Annotated in this window: 28 protein-coding genes, 1 tRNA gene and 1 other RNA gene; 6 read left to right on the top strand and 24 right to left on the bottom strand. The window is 41.4% G+C overall.

What is annotated here, in order from left to right:
* The 20 genes from rplO to rpsJ are packed head-to-tail and all read right to left on the bottom strand — an operon-like array spanning position 1 to position 8,330.
* On the bottom strand, positions 1–399 hold the full coding sequence (rplO, locus tag AC4JOV_RS00675; protein ID WP_229937043.1) for a 50S ribosomal protein L15: 399 nt from the start codon (positions 397–399) through the stop codon (positions 1–3).
* 10 nt (positions 400–409) lie between these two features.
* The gene (gene rpsE / locus AC4JOV_RS00670) at positions 410–856 is read right to left on the bottom strand and encodes a 30S ribosomal protein S5 (protein WP_229937044.1); all 447 of its coding nucleotides are present in this window, start codon (positions 854–856) and stop codon (positions 410–412) included.
* Positions 857–865: 9 nt separating this feature from the next.
* Positions 866–1,222: a 50S ribosomal protein L18 gene (gene rplR, locus AC4JOV_RS00665; protein ID WP_229937045.1), complete on the bottom strand. Its 357-nt coding sequence runs from the start codon at positions 1,220–1,222 to the stop codon at positions 866–868.
* Positions 1,223–1,232: 10 nt separating this feature from the next.
* Entirely contained in the window at positions 1,233–1,769 is a 537-nt protein-coding gene (gene rplF, locus AC4JOV_RS00660) for a 50S ribosomal protein L6 (protein WP_229937046.1), read from the bottom strand.
* Positions 1,770–1,778: 9 nt separating this feature from the next.
* Positions 1,779–2,174 carry a 30S ribosomal protein S8 gene (gene rpsH / locus AC4JOV_RS00655; protein WP_229937047.1) on the bottom strand — a complete coding sequence of 132 codons (396 nt, stop codon included), beginning with the start codon at positions 2,172–2,174 and terminating at the stop codon, positions 1,779–1,781.
* Positions 2,175–2,186: 12 nt separating this feature from the next.
* On the bottom strand, positions 2,187–2,372 hold the full coding sequence (locus AC4JOV_RS00650; RefSeq protein ID WP_229937048.1) for a type Z 30S ribosomal protein S14: 186 nt from the start codon (positions 2,370–2,372) through the stop codon (positions 2,187–2,189).
* Positions 2,372–2,917 (bottom strand): 50S ribosomal protein L5, encoded by a 546-nt coding sequence (rplE, locus tag AC4JOV_RS00645; RefSeq protein ID WP_229937049.1) that lies wholly within the window; start codon positions 2,915–2,917, stop codon positions 2,372–2,374. Before rplE ends, AC4JOV_RS00650 begins: the two co-directional genes overlap by 1 nt.
* A 4-nt stretch (positions 2,918–2,921) precedes the next feature.
* Positions 2,922–3,155 carry a 50S ribosomal protein L24 gene (gene rplX / locus AC4JOV_RS00640; protein WP_229937050.1) on the bottom strand — a complete coding sequence of 78 codons (234 nt, stop codon included), beginning with the start codon at positions 3,153–3,155 and terminating at the stop codon, positions 2,922–2,924.
* Complete coding sequence (rplN, locus tag AC4JOV_RS00635; RefSeq protein ID WP_229937051.1) at positions 3,155–3,523, bottom strand: 50S ribosomal protein L14; 369 nt, start codon at positions 3,521–3,523, stop codon at positions 3,155–3,157. Before rplN ends, rplX begins: the two co-directional genes overlap by 1 nt.
* Positions 3,520–3,771, bottom strand: coding sequence for a 30S ribosomal protein S17 (gene rpsQ / locus AC4JOV_RS00630; protein WP_229937052.1), 252 nt, complete (start codon positions 3,769–3,771; stop codon positions 3,520–3,522). Before rpsQ ends, rplN begins: the two co-directional genes overlap by 4 nt.
* Before the next feature lie 9 nt (positions 3,772–3,780).
* Positions 3,781–3,972 (bottom strand): 50S ribosomal protein L29, encoded by a 192-nt coding sequence (gene rpmC / locus AC4JOV_RS00625; protein WP_229937053.1) that lies wholly within the window; start codon positions 3,970–3,972, stop codon positions 3,781–3,783.
* Positions 3,959–4,384 (bottom strand): 50S ribosomal protein L16, encoded by a 426-nt coding sequence (gene rplP / locus AC4JOV_RS00620; RefSeq protein WP_229937054.1) that lies wholly within the window; start codon positions 4,382–4,384, stop codon positions 3,959–3,961. Before rplP ends, rpmC begins: the two co-directional genes overlap by 14 nt.
* A 2-nt stretch (positions 4,385–4,386) precedes the next feature.
* Positions 4,387–5,085, bottom strand: coding sequence for a 30S ribosomal protein S3 (rpsC, locus tag AC4JOV_RS00615; RefSeq protein ID WP_229937055.1), 699 nt, complete (start codon positions 5,083–5,085; stop codon positions 4,387–4,389).
* Between the two features lies 1 nt (position 5,086).
* On the bottom strand, positions 5,087–5,422 hold the full coding sequence (gene rplV / locus AC4JOV_RS00610) for a 50S ribosomal protein L22 (RefSeq protein WP_229937056.1): 336 nt from the start codon (positions 5,420–5,422) through the stop codon (positions 5,087–5,089).
* Between the two features lies 1 nt (position 5,423).
* Complete coding sequence (gene rpsS, locus AC4JOV_RS00605; RefSeq protein WP_008244855.1) at positions 5,424–5,702, bottom strand: 30S ribosomal protein S19; 279 nt, start codon at positions 5,700–5,702, stop codon at positions 5,424–5,426.
* Between the two features lie 11 nt (positions 5,703–5,713).
* Entirely contained in the window at positions 5,714–6,541 is an 828-nt protein-coding gene (rplB, locus tag AC4JOV_RS00600; protein ID WP_229937057.1) for a 50S ribosomal protein L2, read from the bottom strand.
* 10 nt (positions 6,542–6,551) lie between these two features.
* Complete coding sequence (locus tag AC4JOV_RS00595) at positions 6,552–6,833, bottom strand: 50S ribosomal protein L23 (RefSeq protein ID WP_229937058.1); 282 nt, start codon at positions 6,831–6,833, stop codon at positions 6,552–6,554.
* A 1-nt stretch (position 6,834) separates the two neighbouring features.
* Positions 6,835–7,425 (bottom strand): 50S ribosomal protein L4, encoded by a 591-nt coding sequence (gene rplD, locus AC4JOV_RS00590; protein ID WP_229937059.1) that lies wholly within the window; start codon positions 7,423–7,425, stop codon positions 6,835–6,837.
* Complete coding sequence (rplC, locus tag AC4JOV_RS00585) at positions 7,425–8,006, bottom strand: 50S ribosomal protein L3 (protein ID WP_229937060.1); 582 nt, start codon at positions 8,004–8,006, stop codon at positions 7,425–7,427. Before rplC ends, rplD begins: the two co-directional genes overlap by 1 nt.
* A 12-nt stretch (positions 8,007–8,018) precedes the next feature.
* Entirely contained in the window at positions 8,019–8,330 is a 312-nt protein-coding gene (rpsJ, locus tag AC4JOV_RS00580; RefSeq protein WP_229937061.1) for a 30S ribosomal protein S10, read from the bottom strand.
* 195 nt (positions 8,331–8,525) lie between these two features.
* Here rpsJ and AC4JOV_RS00575 point away from each other — a divergent pair, with 195 nt between their 5' ends.
* From AC4JOV_RS00575 to AC4JOV_RS00565, 3 genes are all read left to right on the top strand, one after another.
* Positions 8,526–9,611 (top strand): P-loop NTPase family protein, encoded by a 1,086-nt coding sequence (locus AC4JOV_RS00575; RefSeq protein WP_229937062.1) that lies wholly within the window; start codon positions 8,526–8,528, stop codon positions 9,609–9,611.
* Between the two features lie 223 nt (positions 9,612–9,834).
* An RNA gene (gene ffs / locus AC4JOV_RS00570) (signal recognition particle sRNA small type) lies at positions 9,835–9,932 on the top strand.
* A gap of 147 nt (positions 9,933–10,079) precedes the next feature.
* Positions 10,080–10,167: transfer RNA gene (locus AC4JOV_RS00565), tRNA-Ser, on the top strand.
* Between the two features lie 276 nt (positions 10,168–10,443).
* Here AC4JOV_RS00565 and AC4JOV_RS00560 read toward each other — a convergent pair.
* The 4 genes from AC4JOV_RS00560 to AC4JOV_RS00545 form a co-directional block, all read right to left on the bottom strand.
* A complete protein-coding gene (locus AC4JOV_RS00560; RefSeq protein WP_229935945.1) occupies positions 10,444–11,406 on the bottom strand; it encodes an IS30 family transposase in 963 nt (320 codons plus the stop codon).
* 295 nt (positions 11,407–11,701) lie between these two features.
* Positions 11,702–12,895: a calcium-binding protein gene (locus AC4JOV_RS00555; RefSeq protein WP_229937063.1), complete on the bottom strand. Its 1,194-nt coding sequence runs from the start codon at positions 12,893–12,895 to the stop codon at positions 11,702–11,704.
* Between the two features lie 12 nt (positions 12,896–12,907).
* Positions 12,908–13,564, bottom strand: coding sequence for a hypothetical protein (locus AC4JOV_RS00550; protein ID WP_229937064.1), 657 nt, complete (start codon positions 13,562–13,564; stop codon positions 12,908–12,910).
* Between the two features lie 130 nt (positions 13,565–13,694).
* Complete coding sequence (locus AC4JOV_RS00545; RefSeq protein ID WP_229937065.1) at positions 13,695–13,913, bottom strand: hypothetical protein; 219 nt, start codon at positions 13,911–13,913, stop codon at positions 13,695–13,697.
* Positions 13,914–14,489: 576 nt separating this feature from the next.
* Here AC4JOV_RS00545 and AC4JOV_RS00540 point away from each other — a divergent pair.
* From AC4JOV_RS00540 to AC4JOV_RS00530, 3 genes are all read left to right on the top strand, one after another.
* Complete coding sequence (locus AC4JOV_RS00540; RefSeq protein WP_229937066.1) at positions 14,490–15,884, top strand: SEL1-like repeat protein; 1,395 nt, start codon at positions 14,490–14,492, stop codon at positions 15,882–15,884.
* A gap of 219 nt (positions 15,885–16,103) precedes the next feature.
* A complete protein-coding gene (locus tag AC4JOV_RS00535) occupies positions 16,104–16,388 on the top strand; it encodes a hypothetical protein (RefSeq protein ID WP_229937067.1) in 285 nt (94 codons plus the stop codon).
* A 63-nt stretch (positions 16,389–16,451) separates the two neighbouring features.
* On the top strand, positions 16,452–17,105 hold the full coding sequence (locus tag AC4JOV_RS00530; RefSeq protein WP_229937068.1) for a carbonic anhydrase: 654 nt from the start codon (positions 16,452–16,454) through the stop codon (positions 17,103–17,105).
* Position 17,106 lies beyond the last annotated feature (1 nt).

The following is a 17,106-nucleotide window of genomic DNA, read 5'->3' as shown; positions in this document are numbered from 1 at the left end:
TTATTTTCCGCTTGTAGTTACAGCGTCATCTTTGATCTTAGCTGCGAGATCTTTCGCACCTGTACCGATCAGCTTTACTCTAGTTACTGACTTTGGAAGTCTGTAAACTGTTTTGATACTTTCGATTGTGATCTCTTCAAGCTCTGCAACCTTCGTGTTCTTAGTCACGTTGATCACATGTGGTTTTACCACTCTTGAAGAGAATCCAACTTTAGGAAGTCTCTTCGCAAGTGGCATTTGACCACCCTCGAAGTTTCTCTTCTCATTGTAACCAGATCTTGCTTTTTGACCTTTGTTACCTTTACCTGCTGTTTTACCTGTACCAGAACCCTGACCACGTCCGATTCTTTTTCTGTTACGTGTAGAACCTGGTGCCGGTTGTAAATTATGTAGACCCATACTTTACCCCTTACGCTTTGATTCTAGTAAGTGCTTCTACTGTCGCTCTTACCAAGTTGTTAGGGTTGTTAGACCCGATAGATTTAGTCAAGATATCTTTATATCCTGCAAGTTCAAGTACCGGTCTAGCAGCACCACCGGCGATAACACCCGTACCTTCGCTAGCTGGCTTAAGCAAGATTTTACTTGCATTGAACTTGTGCTCGATATCGTGAGCAATTGTAGTTCCCTTGATGTTTACTTTTACAAGGTTTTTGTGTGCATCGTCAACAGCTTTTTTGATCGCATCAGGAACTTCTTTCGCTTTACCGAATCCGTATCCTACTGTACCGTTTTTGTCACCGATTACTACAAGAGCAGTAAATCTAAATCTTCTACCACCCTTAACAACCTTAACAACACGTCCGATGTTAACGATTACTTCTTCAAATTCTTTTTCTACAGTTTCTTGTTGCATCGCTTATCCTTAAAACTTAATTCCGGCTTCTCTGAGTGCATCAGCGAATGACGCAACAACACCGTGGTAGAGGTAACCATTTCTGTCAAACACAACACTGTCGATGTTTTTTGCTGCAAGTCCTTTAGCCATTTCAGCTGCCACTTGCTTCACATCTTCTCTGTTTGCTTTAAGACCCATCTTCTTGCCATCAACTGCAGCCAATGTTGCACCAGCGTTATCATCGATCGCTTGTGCATAGAAGTGTTTGTTTGACTTGAAGATTGTAAGTCTTGGAAGCTCTGCTGTTCCGTAGATCTTACCTCTTACTCTTGCTTTTCTCTGAGCACGTAGTCTATTTTTTCTTTTTTGAATACTTTTTAACATCTACCGCTCCTTACTTACCAGCTGCTTTACCGGCTTTTCTGATGATATGCTCATCAGTATACTTCACACCTTTACCTTTGTACGGTTCTGGTGGTCTGAACTCTCTGATCTCAGCTGCTGCTTGACCTACAGCTTGCTTATCAGTACCTTTTACAGTAATAATGTTCTTCTCAACAGTGATCTCAAGTCCTTCCGGAATTGGGAAGTCGATCGGGTGAGAGTGACCTAGTTGAAGGTTCAATACTTTACCTGCAACAGAAGCTCTGTAACCAACACCGTTGATCTCAAGTTGCTTAGTATATCCTTGATCAAGTCCGATAACAATGTTATTGAAAAGTGATCTGTAAGTACCCCAGTATGCTGAAGATTGTTTATCTTCACCAGATCTGTCGAATACTACATCAGCACCCTCGATATTCACGTTAACTCTTCCGTAAGTCTCAAGTCTCTTTTCGAGATTGCCTTTTTTCGCTACTAGACAAGTACCGTCAAGTGATACATCGATACCGCTTGGAACCGTTACTGGTTTTTTTCCTACTCTTGACATCTCTACTCCTTACCAAATACTACAGATTACTTCGCCGCCGATACCACGTTTGTACGCTTCATCGTTTGCAAGTACACCTTGGCTTGTTGATACAACCAAAGTTCCGTAACCGTTTTTAAATGTTTTGATCTCTTCTTTACCTTTGTGGATACGACGTCCAGGCTTAGAAATCTTTTTTACTTCGTTGATAACGCTTTTTTCATTGTCGTCATATTTCAACACAACATCGATTGTCTTTTTGTTACCGTCTTCTTTTACTGTAAAGCTCTCAAGGTAACCTTTGTCAACCAAGATCGCTACAGTAGCTTCAATCATATTTGAGTGAAGAAGGGTTGTTACATCTAGTCTTCTTTGTGCAGCATTTCTGATACGAGTCAGAGAATCTGCCATAATATCTGTCATCATCTTTCTATCTCCTTACCAGCTAGCTTTACGTAGACCAGGGATCAATCCCTCGTTACCCATTTTTCTTAAACACACACGACAGATACCGAAATCTCTGTATACTGAGTGTGGTCTACCACAGATGTTACATCTTGTATATGCCTGTGATGAGAACTTTGCTTTTCTCTTCTGTTTTGCAATCATAGATTTTTTAGCCATTAGTTTCTCCCTTTAGCGAAAGGCATACCAAGCTTTTCTAAAAGCGTGAATGCTTCTTTATCATCTTCAGTGCTAGTCACGATAGTAATGTTCATACCGTGTGTTTTAATGATGTTGTCAAAAACAACTTCCGGGAACATCAACTGTTCTTGAAGACCGAAGTTGTAGTTACCTCTACCATCAAAACCTTTTCTTGGTGTACCTCTGAAGTCTTTTACTCTTGGAAGTGCGATTGAAACCAACTTATCAAAGAAGTTGTACATGTTCTCGCCTCTTAGAGTTACTCTGATACCAGATGGTGAACCCTCTCTTGCTTTAAAACCAGCAACTGATTTTTTTGCATTTACGATTACCGCTTTTTGACCAGCGATTAGTGAGATCGTCTCTCTCATGTTTTCGATCAGTTTAGAGTCTTTACCCTCTTCACCGGCACCGACAGAGATTACGATCTTCTCAAGCTTCGGAGTCTGCATCGCATTTTGGATCCCACACTCTTCACGTAGTGCAGGTACGATGTCATTGTACTTTTGCTTCATTCTACTCATAGGATTATGCCTCTACTTTTTTTACGTTTGAGATGTGGATTGGCGTCTCTTTTGTTTCAAATCCACCCTCTTTGTTCTGCTCACTAGGTTTCACAGCTTTTTTAGCCATTTTACAACCAGCAACGATCACTGCTTCTTTCTTTGGCATAACACGAAGAACTTCTCCTGTTTTACCTTTGTCATCACCAGCGATTACCATTACCTGGTCACCTTTTTTGATTTTCAATTTAGTTGCCATTACCATACCTCCGGTGCTAGTGATACGATCTTCATAAATCCTGCATATCTTGTTTCTCTTGCTACAGGTCCGAAGATACGCGTACCGATTGGTGATTTTTTATCATCAATAATTACTGCCGCATTGTCGTCAAATCTGATAAGTGATCCGTTCTCTCTTTGGATCTCTTTGTGTGTTCTAACGATCACAGCTTTAACAACTTTACCTTTTTTCACTTTACCTGTTGGAAGTGCTTTCTTTACAGAAGCAACGATAACATCACCTACTGATGCATATCTTCTTTTAGATCCGCCAAGTACCTTGATACACATAATCTCTTTCGCACCAGAGTTATCTGCTACGTTCAATCTTGTAAAACTCTGGATCATACTACTTCCCTTCTCTTAACAATTTCAAGAAGTCTGAATGACTTTGTTTTAGAAAGCGGTCTACACTCAATTGCTGTAATTGTGTCACCAACATTGACATCATTGTTTTCATCATGTACAAGATATTTTTTAAATCTTTTTACTGTCTTGTGATATCTTGGGTGGAGAACTTTTCTCTCTACAAGTAGAGTGGCAGTCTTATCTCCAGCCTTTTTGATCACAGTACCTGTTATTTGTCTTTTTGGCATATCTGATCCTTACTTCGCTCTCGCAGCAGTCAATGCTGTCTGGATTCTTGCGATATCTTTTTTCGCTACTCTCAACTCACTTGTGTTAGTAAGTTGCATTGTTCTTTGCTTTGCTTTAAGAGTGAAAAGCTCAAGCTTTTTCTCTTTGATCATCTCTAAAAGCTCTGCTTCGCTTTTATCTTTCAAATCAGTATAGTTCATTTGTATCCTTTAAAGCGACAATTTTACACTTGAACGGCAATTTATGGATTGCAAGTGTCAATGCTTCTCTTGCAAGTGTTTCTTCAACACCAGCCATTTCAAAGATAATTCTACCTGGCTTAATGTTCATTACCCACTCTTCAACTGGACCTTTACCTTTACCCATTCTCACTTCTAGTGGTCTTTTTGTCAAAGGCTTGTCAGGGAAAACTCTAATCCAAGTTTTACCAGTTCTCTTGATATGTCTAGTCATCGTAATACGAGCAGCTTCGATATGTCTAGAGTTGATTCTACCAGCTTCTACTGCTTTGATAGCGATGTCACCGAACTCGATCTTGTTACCTTTGAAAGACTTACCGCGGTTTCTACCTTTTTGCTGCTTTCTCCATTTGGTTCTTTTAGGCATCAACATGATTATTCACCTCTTTTTCTAGATGGTCTTCTACCACCTTTTTTCTCTTCTGCTGGCTCAGCTTGGATACCTTTTTGAAGTACTTCACCTTTGAAGATCCAAACTTTGATACCGATGATTCCGTATGTAGTGTGTGCTTCAGCAAAACCGTAATCGATTTTCGCTCTCAATGTATGTAGAGGCACTCTACCCTCTAGGTACCACTCAGTTCTTGCCATTTCAGCACCACCAAGTCTACCAGATACAGAGATTTTGATCCCTTTTGCACCTGACTTAAGTGCACCTTGGATTACTTTTTTCATTGCACGTCTAAATGCAACACGTCTTTCAAGTTGAGTCGCTACGTTTTCAGCAGCAAGTTGTGCTGAAGCTTGTGGACGCTTCTCTTCTTTGATGTTGATCGCAACATCTTTTTTAAGCATGTTTGTCAATGTCGCTTTTAGCTTCTCGATATCTGCACCTTTTTTACCGATGATGATACCTGGACGTGCAGTAATGATGTTAATTCTAAGCTTTTTCGCTGTTCTTTCGATAATGATGTTAGAAACACCCGCATAGAAAAGCTCTTTCTTTAGGAATTTTCTGATCTTATGATCTTCAGCGATGAAGTCAGTTGCTCTTCCTTTTGCCGGGAACCATCTTGACTCCCAGTTTCTGTTGATTCCAAGTCTAAGACCTATAGGATTAACTTTTTGACCCATCTTATGCTTCCTTTCCGTTAGTTGCTGGACCAACTTCTACAAGAATGTGTGATGTTGGCTTGATGATTCTTGTTGCAGTACCTCTAGCTCTAGGTCTCCATCTTTTCATCACAGCTGCTTTATCTACTCTACAAGAAGTGATCACTACTTCTTCCGGCTCAAACTCACCGTTTGCAACCGCTGAAGCGATCACTTTAGAGATGATTCCTGCTGCCTTGTTTGGCATAAACTCTAGTGCTGCAAGCGCCAATTCTGCGTTCATACCTTGTACTTCTCTAGCAATAAGTCTTGCTTTTGTAGGTGAAACTCTTACGAATTTTAATAGTGCTTTACTCATCTTAACCTACCTTCTTCTGTACAGAACCTTTGTGGCCCTTGAATGTTCTAGTCGGTGCAAATTCACCTAGTTTATAACCAACATGGTTTTCAGTAACGAATACAGGTACAAACTGTCTACCGTTGTGAACGTTGATCGTGAGTCCGATGAACTCTGGGAAGATCACTGATCTTCTTGACCAAGTTTTGATAGGTTTGTTTGAACCTTCCTCTTTTGCTTTAAGCACTTTTTTCATTAGGTGACCATCGATAAATGGACCTTTTTTTGTCGATCTTGCCATCTCTTAGCCCCTTATTTCTTTCTTTTGCTGATGATAAGTTTATCACTAGCTTTTTTCTTACGAGTCTTGTAACCCTTCGTTGGCATACCCCAAGGAGATACCGGGTGACGACCAGAGTTTGTTTTACCTTCACCACCACCGTGTGGGTGATCAATTGGGTTCATTGCAGAACCTCTAGTTTGTGGTCTGATACCTCTGTGTCTGCTTCTACCAGCTTTACCAACTACTTCGTTAGCGATCTCTTCGTTACCGATCGTACCGATTGTAGCCATACACTCACCAAGAACATATCTCATCTCACCAGATGGAAGTCTTAGTGAAACGTATTTACCGTCTCTACCCATGATCTGCGCGTATGCACCTGCACTTCTTGCAAGGATACCACCTTGAGCAGGGTTAAGCTCGATGTTGTGTACCAATGTACCAACCGGGATCGCTTTAAGCTTCATCGCGTTACCAGTCTTGATATCAAGTCCAGCTTCTGCTGACATGATCTTATCACCAACGTTAAGACCTTTTGGCTGAAGAACATATCTTCTGTCACCGTCTACATACTTAACAAGACAGATTCTACAGTTTCTGTACGGATCGTACTCAACAGTTGCTACTGTACCTTCAACACCGAATTTGTTTCTTTTAAAGTCGATGATTCTGTAAAGTTTTTTCGCACCAGCTTCTTTATGTCTTGAAGTGATTCTACCGTTATGGTTTCTACCAGCGTGAGCAGGAAGTTTCTTAAGTAGACTTCTTACGCTTGCTTTTGCAGTGATGTCACCGCTGTCAAGGTTTGTCATCCATCTTCTAGCTGGAGTTATTGGTCTATATGATTTCATTGCCATCTTCTACTCCTTATACCGCTAGGCTTTCAATTTGTGCATCTTCAGGAAGCTTCACGTAGAACTTTTTAAGGTCAGCTCTTTTTCCTTCAACACCTCTAAATCTCTTCACTTTTCCGTTTACTCTCATAGAGTTAACTCTAAGTGGGTTGATCCCGAAGAACTCTCTAAATACTTCTTTAAGACCGTTTTTAGTCATTCTAGGACTTGTTTGTACTACGATGACACCGTCTTCTTGAAGACCCAAAGTCTTCTCTGTATACATGATTGCTTTAATATCTGTAATATCTGCCATCTTAAGCCTCTTTTGTCAATTTATCAAATACAGCTTTTTCGATTACCATAGAGTGGTATGCTGCAGCAAGGTAAGCGTTAAGCTCGTTTGCTTCGATCAGGTAAGCATTTTGAAGATTTCTGAATGCCAAGAAAGTCTTGTCATCGATCATCTCTTTTACTACCAATACATCTCTTTGTCCAAGACCGTCTACAAATGCTACTGCATCTTTAGTCTTACCGGATTCGATGTTTACTGAGTCAACTACAAAAAGTTTTTCATTTGCAGCCATTTCAGCGATCGCATGCATCAAAGCAAGTTTCTTCTGCTTTTTGTTCACTTTTTGGTCGTAGTTTCTGTCAGTACTTGGACCAAATACAACACCACCACCTCTGAAGTGAGGAGCTCTGATTGAACCTTGTCTTGCTCTACCGCCACCTTTTTGTGCAAATGGCTTTTTCCCACCACCGCTTACAGCAGATCTGTTCTTAGTTTGTGCAGTGTTTGCTCTAAGACCAGAAGCATATGCTTTACAGTAAAGGTAAAGGTTGTGCGGGTGCACTTCCAAAAACGCCTGTGGTAAATCACTTGTTTTAATTACTGTTGTACTCATTATTTCACTATCCTTACCAATCCGCGAGAACCGTTAGCTCCTGGAATTGAACCTTTCAATACTAAAACGCCGTTCTCTGCATCAAATGAGATCACGTCATTTTTTACTGTTGTTTTTGTGTTTCCGTACTGACCTGGCATCTTTTGTCCCGGTTGTACACGACCTGGCCATTCACACATACCGATTGAACCGACTCTTCTACCGAATCTGTGTCCGTGTGACGCTGGTCCACCAGCAAACCCGTGACGTTTCATACCACCCTGGAAACCACGACCTTTTGTCGTAAGTGATGTTTTAACAACTGCCGCTTCAGCAAGTGCTGCTGCGTTAAGATCACCTGCCTCTGTACCTTCAGCTACAGAGATCGTCATGAATTTGTTAAACTCTTTGCTCACACCGTACTTAGCCTGCTGACCTTCGATGCTTTTGTTAAGCTTTTTGCTAGAGTTATACGCTACAAGTGCTTTTCCGTCTTCTCTTACTTCACATACTTTTGTATCAACAACCTTAAGAAGTGTTACAGGAACACTTGGTACATCAACAGTTCTGCTCATACCAATTTTTTCAACGATAAATTCCATGTTCTACTCCTCTTACTTGTCCATTGATCTGATTTCAACTTCGATTTCAGGTGCAAGATCCAATTTCATTAGTGAATCTACAGTCTCTGAAGTCGCTGAAACGATATCAATCATTCTTCCGTGAATTCTGATCTCAAATTGCTCACGTGAATCTTTGTTTACGTGTGGTGATTTAAGAACAGTGTAACGCTTAAGTTTAGTTGGCATTGGGATCGGCCCTCTAATCTCAGCACCTGTACGTTTAACTGCATCTACGATAGCAGCAACAGATCTATCCAGTACTCTGTGATCATAAGCTTTCAGCTTCAATCTGATTTTTTCCATTTTTTTACCTTATAAAGAACTCGTTAGCCAAGCGATTGCCGGGTGCCTAAACACAGGACAGTTTTGCCCCCTAACATATATTAGGAACGCGAATTATACCCAAATTTTCTAAGAGCCTCAATACTTTTCAGCCAAAAATCGGTACAATTTGGAAATCTATTTCCTTTTTAGAAGGAAACATAGGAGCTCTATCCCATGGAACTGATAGAATATTTTCATGCACAACACTACACCAGCGAAAAATATACGCCAAGAAAACTGCAACTTCCCGACCATGAGGATATCAACCTTTTTGGTGTACGCGGTGCAGGCAAGACATCCTTGGTTTTAGCTCAGATAGAGGAGATCGATGAAGAGGAGCGGCTTTATATTGATCTGCAGGATCCCAATCTCATCTTTAACACATTCGATGCAGTGAGCCTGCAACGCTATATAGATGATAACGGCATCACCCTGCTTATACTGGATGGGTACGAGCAAGGGTACTTTGAACACTTCCTCAACGTTGACCGGCTTATCGTGATCTCTCGTACGCCTCTGAATGACCCGGCACTTACCCCTGTGGAGCTTTTCCCTCTGGACTATGAAGAGTTTCTGGCTTTTGAAAGCTCCGTCTCCGCGACCAATGCCTTCAACCACTTTCTCAAGTCAGGTACACTCCCTGCCCTGGCCAAATCCTACCGCTCCACACTTCTGCCGATGAAGAGTTTCTGGCAGAGCCACTTTAACGCCAATGAACAAAAACTCCTACTGATTCTCGCTCAACACCATACGAAACATCTCACTACACACCAGATCTACACCTTTGCCAAAGAGCGCTTCAAGGTCTCCAAAGACTGGCTCTATAAGACCATAAAAGCCTTCATGGAAGAGAAGATCATACTCTTTATCGATGACCGCTACCAAAAAGGCGGTAAGAAGATGATCCTTTTTGACTTTGCCTTTGCCAAGTATCTTACCACCGGTCAGCCCTTTATCACACAGTTTGATACGATGATCGCGCTTGCCCTTCTCAAACACGGTATCACCTTCGATACCCTGGGGATACATGGCTATATCACACATGAGGGTGAACTCATCATCCCCGCCCCTTTTGAAAGCGAAGAGAGCCTCTGGGCAAAATCCCAAACCAAGTTCTCACTCTATAAACAATACAAGGTCAAGAAGATCACCATCGTCACCGTAGCCAACAGTTACGAATACGACATCGAAAAGCTTCACTTCGAAGCCCTGCCATTCTACGAGTGGACGGTGTTATTTGATGAGGAGGAAGATGAATAGATAGGTGATAGGTGATAGGTGATAGGTGATAGGTGATAGGTGATAGGTGATAGGTGATAGGTGATAGGTGATAGGTGAATTTTGCACAGGTTGCTTTACTGCAACCTTAAAACAAAGGCTTTTCAAAGAAAAGCTTACCTAACCTGCTCCCTACTCCCTGCTATCTATAATAAAATCATTCCCTTGACCCATAAGCATTTCTCTGCTATAATTCGCGTGCCTCTTTTCAGACCTGTGCAACGGTACTGGGAGATAGCGGGTCAGGATGGGAACATAGCAGCCCACCTTCCTTTGCTGTGTGCCGCAGGTATCTGGGGGGAGGTCTTATACAATTATAGAATCAACAATTGATAATTATTGTTTTTTACTTAAGACGAATAATGCGACTAGTCGTATGAGCCCACTGCTGAAGTGAACTCAGCGTTAGCGTAGCTTTGTTGGACTTTGTTCAAAAAGCGTCCTATCAATAGACAGGTGGCCGAGCGGTTGAAGGCGCACGCCTGGAACGCGTGTATAGTTAACGCTATCGAGGGTTCGAATCCCTTCCTGTCTGCCATGCATTCACTATAAATCCTCCATATCCAATACACTTTATATACTAGATAGACTTATAGGGCTTGAGATATTCTCATTCTCAACCTTGGGAAGATTGAACCTCAACATTGTCAGTATTTCCACGAAACATATTCCCTACACTTGAATACGCTTATCCATTCCGCAAGCTGGAGCTTGGGAACGAGTTCATAGATAGTAGAGAAATGAAGTCACGATTTAAAACCCACATTTAAATTCATAGTGCAATTTCGCCTCTAAAAATTCTATCTAAAACCTCCTATGAAACTTTCAAATTTTCATGAAATACCTCATAAGGAGTTCTCCAACCTAGAGATTTTCTAGGTCTATGATTGAGTCTATTTTCAATTCTTCTGATCTCTTTTTGGGTCAGATGTTCAAAGCTGCTACCTTTAGGGATATATTGCCTGATCAATCCATTGATATTTTCATTCAATCCTCTCTCCCAAGAACTGTAAGGATGACAGAAGTAGTAGTCACACTTTAGTTTTTTAGAGATGGTTCTATGCCCGGCAAACTCCAATCCATTATCCGTAGTGATCGTATGCACCTTTTTCTTGAAAGGAGCAAGTAATCGAACCATCTCATTAGCCACAACATGTGACCTTTTGTTTACGGGCAAAGAGAGTTTTAGATACATTGATTTTCTATCTACAATAGTGACAATAGCTCCTTGTCTTCCTTTACCTATAATGGTATCTGCTTCAAAGTCTCCTACCCTTACTTTATCATCAACAAGGGAGGGTCTCTCTTCTATGGAAACCCTCTCTTTGATACGGTTCTTCCGTGATTGTCCATACTTCTTCCGTCTTCTGCCTTGTTGTCTCAGGTGGGTATGCAGTGTACCATTACCTAGCTTATCTACATGAATATATGTGTAGATAGTTACATAGCTGACAGAGATACTATGCTTCATCTCCAATGTGGCTGCAATCTGCTCTGGGGAGAACTCTTTTTTGAGGTATTTTTTGATCAGTTCTTTTGTCTCTTTTGTTAGCTTTAGATTCGCTTTTTTTGACTTCTCTATCTGTACTTCTGTTGCTCTGTTATGTGAAGCTATCACCCAGTACTCTTTCCCTATTTTCCCTCTACCTCTTTTTAACTCTCTTGATATGGTTGAGGGATGTACTCCAACAATTTTAGCAATCTCTTTTTGTGTCTTTGTATTTCTATAAGCATTAATCAGGTATCTTTCCTTCAGGGTTAGATGTTTATACGACATTTTACTTCCTTTATCTTTGGTCGGATTTGGAAGTTTGATTTTAGCATCTAACCTCTTCAAATCTCAAAATTACAAAAAATTGCACTTTGGATTTAAATTCGGGAAAGAAGCATAAAGATTAATTGAGAACGTTTGGCGATGCCAAACCTACGGCTCCCGGAGTTAGACCGTGCAAGCAGAGGATTGTTTGAGTGAAATAGAAGATGCGTGTAGGTCGGGGTGCCCTCACCCCGACATCAATGATAATTTCTTCCTTAGAGGTGTGAGGAAATAAATAGAGAAGGAAAAGCGACCTTTAGATCACCGTCAACCCCTGCTCTACCCAGATATCGGCAGCCCCTGTCCCGCCGAGATCATAGGTATCATAGGTCACACCGTCCACTGTCACTGAAGCGACAAACACCTCTTCTCCATAAAGATGGACGGTATCCCCGCTGTTACCGGTCACAAAGAGAGTATCGCTTTCATTACTCAGATCAAGGATATCCTGATAGCTCACAACAAGTTTATTGTCTCCGCTACCCGTAATGTCTATATGCTCTATGTCACCTATGGTGAAGTTATTGTCCGCCAGGTCAAGCTCTACGCCCCCACCCTCAAGGTAAAGTGTATCATATCCTGCCCCGCCATCAACCGTATCCAGAAGATCATAAAAGATGATATCATCTCCCGTACCTCCGTAGATAAAATCGGCACCACTGCCCCCTATAAGCAGGTCTCTGCCGGCACCACCATATAGGTCATCATCACCTTCCCCACCATCAAGCAGGTCATCTCCATCCAATCCTGTAAGCAGATCCTCTCCTCCGAATCCATAGAGACGGTCAGGGTCATTGGTCCCCAATAAGGTATCACCCAACGGACCTCCTTCCTGGATAGCTCCATCATACTCGCTTTCGAAATCTTCTCTGCTGATCGAACCATCATCAGACGGTTCAGGTTCAGAGGGATCAGGCACAGTAGCATCAGAACCACTGCCACCGCCCCCACCTCCGGCCAATCCGGCAACTGCACCTACACCCAGAATGGCACCGACTAAAGTAAGTGTACTGATCCCGCCTTCCTCAGCAAGTGGACTGGAAAATCCCTCTCCTCCCAATGCCTGACCGGATGACCTTCCGTTCTCTAAACCACTCAGCGCATCGGAGAGTTCCGCACTTTCAGGAATATATAGATAGTAGAGCCCGTTTTCCGCCTGTCCTACGACGGATACCTCACTTTGATCATAATACCCTTCTATAATGAGATCCGGATCATCAATACCGTTTCCTTCAAAAGCAATATGAAGATCTTTGCCAACCCGTTTGACGATGATATTCTCCGGAGCATAACCGCTTCCTTTTTCACTTAACAGATATTTCACATTGGAATGTGCCTTGATATGCACTGCATTACCGGCCAAAGAAGGATGTGCCGCATGCGTTTTTACATGATGCACTTCAATGGTTTTCTCTGAGTTGTTGATATGTATAATCACTTCTCTTCCCATGGTCTCTTCCTTTTATTTAACTTCAATTTGATGCGTACCAAGTTGTGGATACGTATCTGCATTTTGTTTTTTCAAATCCACACTGCTTTTTTTCTCTTTAGCCGGCAGAGCAGGTTGGAAACATGCTTTTCTATTCAAACGTGAAATCGTATGGTGCTGCCTGTGTGACCTGTCACTGAATATAGAAGAAACCTCCTCTTTGCTCAAAGGTACCAGCGCCAATCTGTTGGACGCATGCTTTGCCACACGGTAAAAAGAGATGATAGATGCTTTCAAGCCCATCTTTTTACCCTGGCTTTTCTTTTCCCTGTAGCGAGTTGCAGGATTTGTATAGGCTGTAACGACATGATGGTTACCCGGACATACGATAGCCTGTGTATATGCTCCAGGTAACAATGAGGCTTGATATTCTCCGTCAATATAGACATTAATTGCTCTGCCCTTTAATTCAGAAGGTCTATAGATCACGATACTGGAAAGTTTGTTATCCGGGATAGTGACATTTTTTTGGATAAATTCATCCCACTCTTCTACAATATCTGCTCTGGACTGATGTGCCTTCAGACTCTCTTGCGCGTTGCCTTCCACAGTAAACAGGAAAAGACAGACAAGAAAAAAAGAAAATAACTGCTGCTTTCCAAATGGCTTCATATAAAATTTCCAACCCATAATACCCCTTCCTTTATCTCTTTTAATTCTCATTACATTTCTCTGACATAGTCTACTATAAATATGTTCTTCTTAGATAACACGCTATACGCTTCTTGCTTATTTTCACGGATGGTTGAGAGATTTATACTCATAATAGCTCATGAGTTATCCCTGGAAATTTAGAAAAGCTAAAAGTCAAAATATCGGAAACGCCTGCAGAAGAGCTGTTAGGTTGCTCTTTTGTAAACATACCCAAACGTCCAAAAATAGTAGATTGAGATGGATGATTTACAGCTTGTGAAGAAAATAGCATATGTGATTCATAAAAAATATGATTCTCTCTTTTATGAGTTTCAATATGCTTCATATACATCTCTTCTCTTCATTTTTTCATTCAAACATATGAATGAAAAATCCAATGACTATGGTGGCCTGCAACTTAGCTATCTACAGATGGGATCCATCAGTTTCCATCCTGCTCTCACCGGATAGTTTGGCTTTCACTGCGTTATTGGTCCGGTAGTCATCGGAAAGTTAACATAATTATTCTTAATGTGAAGACAGTAGCCGATTATTTATAGTATTTTTAAAAACTACACCTTGGATAAAAATTGGCATTAGCTCTATTTGATCAAGATAACCTGCTTAACTCTTTTGATTCTTCAGTACTACCTAATATATCCTTAGATAGAATCCTTCTATTATAGAAGTGAGAATTAATCAAACGAAAAAACGTTCATCATGAGTGGTGTAAAATTTGTACTATTTTAACGGCAAACGATACGTTTGTCACAAGAGATAGAAGCACATACGCTTTAGATCGATAGGATCAGACAGCGGTGCTATACAGATATGGAATGTTAACGATTTTCTGTAATGATTAAAGTTTTTTATCATCAAAGTGAGTAATTCTTTTACGCGCTTATTTTATGTGAGGGGAAATATGAAAAAACTGCTACTTACACTTTCCGCACTTTCAATTATAGCTACAGCTGGAGATATGGAGGATGCGCAAAATGCCATCAAGGCAAAAGATTACGACAAAGCGCTTATCATACTTGAAAAAGCGATGGAAAAGGGAAATCCAAGGGCCTCCCTGCTTCTTGGCAAACTCTATTTAAAAGGAATCGGCATTGAGAAAGGGAAGGACTTACTGCTTTCGCAACGTTCATCATCTCCCGGAGATATAGATGCACAGTCATTTTTGGGTCTATTGTATTTTGAAAGAGGAGACTACGACAAGGCCATACAGTATTTTAAGGTTTCTGCTGAACAGGGAGATGTTGTCTCACTGGTATATCTCGGGGAGATCTATCAAAACGGGATAGGCGTACAACGAGACTATAGAAAAGCCATACACTTTTATAAAAAAGCGATTGCTCAGGGCAGTAGCCATCCGGAAGCCTCTATCCGTGCACAGAATAATCTTGCTGATATGTATCGTTACGGACAAGGCACAAAGAGAGATTTTCAAAAAGCAAGAAAACTTTATGAGAAAGGCGCAAAAAAGAGAGATGCTACTTCACAATATAACCTTGGGAGTATGTATGAACTGGGAGAAGGGGTAAAAACGGATCATAAAAAAGCAGCTGAACTTTATACCATGGCTGCTGAACAGGGAGTTGTATCCGCACAGATGAATCTCGGAATGATGTATCAACACGGAAACGGGGTAGAACAGGACTATAAAAAAGCAGCAAAGTGGTATACGAATGCAGCTAAACAGGGACTCGCACAGGCGCAATCGAGTCTTGGTCTTCTATACGAGAAGGGCCTGGGGGTAAAACAGAGTTACAAAAAAGCAGTCCGCTGGTATCAAAAAGCGGCCGTACAGGGATGTCCCAGAGGCTTAAATCGTCTTGGAACGATGTACTGTACCGGTAAAGGGATAAAACGGAATTACACAAAAGCAGTGGAGAGTTATACCAGGTCAGCGGAACAGGGACTCGCACAGGCTCAAACCAATCTAGGGATCATGTATTATCTTGGAAAAGGTGTCAAGCAGGACTATAAAAAAGCTGCATATTGGTATCGTAAAGCGGCGGATCAGAAAGATGTACAGGCCCAACACAATCTCGGACTTATGTATGGAGAGGGTCAAGGTGTCACCCGTAACTATAAAAAAGCGGCGGAACTGATCCACCAGGCAGCGGAACGGGGATACACCCCGTCTCAATTCAGTGCCGGTGTTTTATATTACAACGGCAGAGGCGTCAAACAGAATAAGTTAAAAGCCTATAAGTATTGGGTGATGGCAGCAGAAGCAGGAGATCTATCTGCCCAGAAGAGTCTCGATATGCTTTGTAAAGAGAGCCCCTGGATCTGTTATAAACAGTAAAGGGAGTTGATAGCTAAACTCTGCTGCGCTCCCCTCTCTTTTACTTTTCCCCTTTAATGGGTTGCCATCCCACTTATAGAGTACCCGTAAAGATCTACGCATCACCCGACTCATTTGACCGTTCCACTTGACATCCAAACAATATAGATAAATTTATTTTATCTTTTTCATAACCTATTGTTTACATTCCATTTACCCTTACAGAAGATAATTGCGGCCATGAAAGTCATAGGAATCTTTATTTTAACACTACTATTGACATTGTCTACATTTAGCACAGCTGGATCGATGGCAGATACGACAGAAGAAACATCCAAAGTATTTACCCTTGATTATGAGGAGACATCCCCTACTCCTGCTGACCTGGAAGATGACAAACATTATCACAGATTCTTTCATCCATCAGACGCTATTCTGACAGATGAAGTCGAAAATGAAGAAGAAACATACTTTCCCAACACCACTTTTTCTCTCTTAAAACCCCCAAAAACACTTTTTTCATAATCACAACAAAAACACAATTCAAATTTAAACAAACACAAAAACTTTTATTACAAAGGGATTATTATGCAAAAAAGCAGACTGCTTCAGGGAAATGAAGTATTTCAAAAAAGTTATTTTAAAACACATGAAAAAGCGTTGCTTGATCTGGCAACAAAAGGACAACACCCCAAAGCACTCTTTATAGGATGTGCAGATTCGCGTGTGGTACCGAACCTTATTACCGATACGCCTCCCGGTGACCTGTTTGTCATCAGAAACGTCGGGAACTTCGTAGCACCCTACAAACCCGATGAGGATTATCACTCTACTGCCGCAGGCATCGAGTATGCCGTATCCGCACTGAACGTTTCAGAGATCATCATATGCGGACATACCCACTGCGGGGCCATCGCATCACTCTATAGCGATATAGAGGACAAACCGTTTATCCACACAAAAAAATGGCTCTCTTTGGGCCATAAAGCGAAAACCAACGCTCTTTTGGCGCTTGGCAAGGATGCCACCCGAAGTGACTTATGCCGTCTGAGCGAAAAACTCAATGTTGTCTTTCAGATAGAAAATCTCCTGACCTATCCCTATGTCAAAGAGAAAGTAGAGGCAGGAGAACTGCATATTCACGGATGGCTATATGATATGGAAAGAGGTACGATAGAGTACTATGACCCCGATCTTTCTACCTTCTCTCCTATAGAAGAACTGAAAGAGGAGGAGCACTAAG

It is taken from the genome of Sulfurovum sp. MH2-6, assembly GCF_058374785.1.
Note: the sequence above shows the minus strand (reverse complement) of the source record. Positions and strands in the feature narration are given on the sequence as shown.

Coding starts and splice junctions, on each gene's coding strand:
- rplR (WP_229937045.1), bottom strand. CDS start 1,222: ATGTTAAAAAGTATTCAAAAAAGAAAAAATAGACTACGTGCTCAGAGA.
- rpmC (WP_229937053.1), bottom strand. CDS start 3,972: ATGAACTATACTGATTTGAAAGATAAAAGCGAAGCAGAGCTTTTAGAG.
- rplV (WP_229937056.1), bottom strand. CDS start 5,422: ATGAGTAAAGCACTATTAAAATTCGTAAGAGTTTCACCTACAAAAGCA.
- rplO (WP_229937043.1), bottom strand. CDS start 399: ATGGGTCTACATAATTTACAACCGGCACCAGGTTCTACACGTAACAGA.
- rplX (WP_229937050.1), bottom strand. CDS start 3,155: ATGGCAACTAAATTGAAAATCAAAAAAGGTGACCAGGTAATGGTAATC.
- rplB (WP_229937057.1), bottom strand. CDS start 6,541: ATGGCAATGAAATCATATAGACCAATAACTCCAGCTAGAAGATGGATG.
- rplD (WP_229937059.1), bottom strand. CDS start 7,425: ATGAGTACAACAGTAATTAAAACAAGTGATTTACCACAGGCGTTTTTG.
- AC4JOV_RS00560 (WP_229935945.1), bottom strand. CDS start 11,406: ATGTCGTATAAACATCTAACCCTGAAGGAAAGATACCTGATTAATGCT.
- AC4JOV_RS00530 (WP_229937068.1), top strand. CDS start 16,452: ATGCAAAAAAGCAGACTGCTTCAGGGAAATGAAGTATTTCAAAAAAGT.
- rpsC (WP_229937055.1), bottom strand. CDS start 5,085: ATGGGTCAAAAAGTTAATCCTATAGGTCTTAGACTTGGAATCAACAGA.
- rplP (WP_229937054.1), bottom strand. CDS start 4,384: ATGTTGATGCCTAAAAGAACCAAATGGAGAAAGCAGCAAAAAGGTAGA.
- AC4JOV_RS00650 (WP_229937048.1), bottom strand. CDS start 2,372: ATGGCTAAAAAATCTATGATTGCAAAACAGAAGAGAAAAGCAAAGTTC.
- rplC (WP_229937060.1), bottom strand. CDS start 8,006: ATGGAATTTATCGTTGAAAAAATTGGTATGAGCAGAACTGTTGATGTA.
- AC4JOV_RS00575 (WP_229937062.1), top strand. CDS start 8,526: ATGGAACTGATAGAATATTTTCATGCACAACACTACACCAGCGAAAAA.
- AC4JOV_RS00540 (WP_229937066.1), top strand. CDS start 14,490: ATGAAAAAACTGCTACTTACACTTTCCGCACTTTCAATTATAGCTACA.
- rplN (WP_229937051.1), bottom strand. CDS start 3,523: ATGATCCAGAGTTTTACAAGATTGAACGTAGCAGATAACTCTGGTGCG.
- rpsS (WP_008244855.1), bottom strand. CDS start 5,702: ATGGCAAGATCGACAAAAAAAGGTCCATTTATCGATGGTCACCTAATG.
- rplE (WP_229937049.1), bottom strand. CDS start 2,917: ATGAGTAGAATGAAGCAAAAGTACAATGACATCGTACCTGCACTACGT.
- rplF (WP_229937046.1), bottom strand. CDS start 1,769: ATGTCAAGAGTAGGAAAAAAACCAGTAACGGTTCCAAGCGGTATCGAT.
- rpsE (WP_229937044.1), bottom strand. CDS start 856: ATGCAACAAGAAACTGTAGAAAAAGAATTTGAAGAAGTAATCGTTAAC.
- AC4JOV_RS00545 (WP_229937065.1), bottom strand. CDS start 13,913: ATGAAGCATATTGAAACTCATAAAAGAGAGAATCATATTTTTTATGAA.
- rpsJ (WP_229937061.1), bottom strand. CDS start 8,330: ATGGAAAAAATCAGATTGAAGCTGAAAGCTTATGATCACAGAGTACTG.
- rpsQ (WP_229937052.1), bottom strand. CDS start 3,771: ATGCCAAAAAGACAAATAACAGGTACTGTGATCAAAAAGGCTGGAGAT.
- rpsH (WP_229937047.1), bottom strand. CDS start 2,174: ATGATGACAGATATTATGGCAGATTCTCTGACTCGTATCAGAAATGCT.
- AC4JOV_RS00595 (WP_229937058.1), bottom strand. CDS start 6,833: ATGGCAGATATTACAGATATTAAAGCAATCATGTATACAGAGAAGACT.
- AC4JOV_RS00535 (WP_229937067.1), top strand. CDS start 16,104: ATGAAAGTCATAGGAATCTTTATTTTAACACTACTATTGACATTGTCT.
- AC4JOV_RS00550 (WP_229937064.1), bottom strand. CDS start 13,564: ATGGGTTGGAAATTTTATATGAAGCCATTTGGAAAGCAGCAGTTATTT.
- AC4JOV_RS00555 (WP_229937063.1), bottom strand. CDS start 12,895: ATGGGAAGAGAAGTGATTATACATATCAACAACTCAGAGAAAACCATT.